Source organism: Acidithiobacillus sp. TH-A36 (assembly GCF_057473445.1).
This window is the reverse complement of the sequence record NZ_JBYCKP010000578.1, coordinates 1-1,311: the sequence shown is the minus strand read 5'-3', so window position 1 is coordinate 1,311 and position 1,311 is coordinate 1. Positions and strand designations below refer to the sequence as shown.

The 1,311-nt window shown below is 59.5% G+C and carries 2 protein-coding genes; both read left to right on the top strand.

Annotated features, from left to right (window positions below; translation table 11 throughout):
- Positions 1-741, top strand: a 741-nt coding sequence (locus tag AC2VLY_RS14640; protein WP_486922529.1) for an amino acid--tRNA ligase-related protein, incomplete at its 5' end; no start/stop codon positions are given.
- Positions 725-1,174, top strand: a complete 450-nt coding sequence (nudB, locus tag AC2VLY_RS14635; protein ID WP_486893049.1) for a dihydroneopterin triphosphate diphosphatase — start codon at positions 725-727, stop codon at positions 1,172-1,174. The genes AC2VLY_RS14640 and nudB, both read left to right, overlap by 17 nt.
- The last annotated feature ends 137 nt before the right edge of the window (positions 1,175-1,311 follow it).

Genomic DNA, 1,311 nt, shown 5'->3' with positions numbered 1-1,311 from the left:
CTGGCCTGGATCAAAATCAACGCGCTGGATCAGGGTGCCGAAGGGCTCCAGTCGCCCATCGTCAAATTTCTTGCCCCCGAGGTGCTGCAGGAAATTCTCCAGCGCAGTGGCGCGGCCGTCGGCGACATTCTCTTTTTCGGCGCCGACAGTGCCAAGGTGGTCAACGAGGCGCTGGGGAATCTGCGCAACCGCGTCGCGGCCGACCTGAATTTGCTGGAAGGCGAATGGCGACCCGTATGGGTAACGGATTTTCCCATGTTTGATTATGACGAGAAAGATAATAGCTGGACTTCCACCCATCATCCGTTTACCGCACCGCAAAGCGCGCATCTGGAGAGCCTGGCGGAAAATCCGGGGGCAGCATTGGCCCGCGCCTATGACCTGGTGCTGAACGGCAATGAAATTGGCGGCGGCAGCATTCGTATTCATCAGGAAAAAGTTCAGGAAAAAGTGTTTGCTGCCCTGGGCATTGGCGCCGAGGAAGCGCGGGATAAATTCGGCTTCCTGCTGGACGCCCTCCATTATGGTGCGCCACCCCATGGCGGCCTGGCTTTCGGGCTGGATCGTCTGGTCATGCTCATGTCTGGCGCGGAAACCATTCGCGACGTCATTGCTTTCCCCAAAACCCAGAAAGCCGGTTGTCTGTTGACCGAGGCCCCCGGCGTGGTGGCCGACAAGCAATTACAGGAGTTGGGTATCCGCCTGCGCCCCGGAGTAGGAGCCGATGTTCAAAATCCCTGAGTCCATTCTGGTCATGATCTACGCCGGTCAGCAGGTTTTGTTGCTGGAGCGTGCCCAACCGGAAGGATTCTGGCAGTCGGTAACGGGGAGTCTGGAACCGGGAGAGTCCTGGCGAGAAGCGGCCGTGAGGGAACTCCGCGAAGAAACCGGATTTACGGCGGAAGGACTGGTGGATACCGGGGTACGGAATCGCTTTCCCATTGTGCCGCCCTGGCGGGAACGCTACGCGCCGGAGGTGGCGTTCAACGAGGAGCGCATATTCACCCTGGCTTTGCCCAAGCCTCAGGTTCCACAACTGCGTCATCAGGAGCATGTGAACTTTGCCTGGTTGCCGGCGATCGAAGCGGCCCGACGTACCGGATCGTGGACCAACCGGGATGCGATTTATCGCCATTTTGGCGCGCGCCTTGACGCACAGCAGGCGGCTTCGTAACGTAAGGAACATTTTGCACGCGCAACAGCGCCTGAGAGGGTGGTTATGGGTGTAGAGACAGTGATGGTGCAGGGGTTGCGGCGCAGTGAAGCGGCCGACCTGGATACCCGCATTCGCCGGGCAAAAGCCGCTTTGGG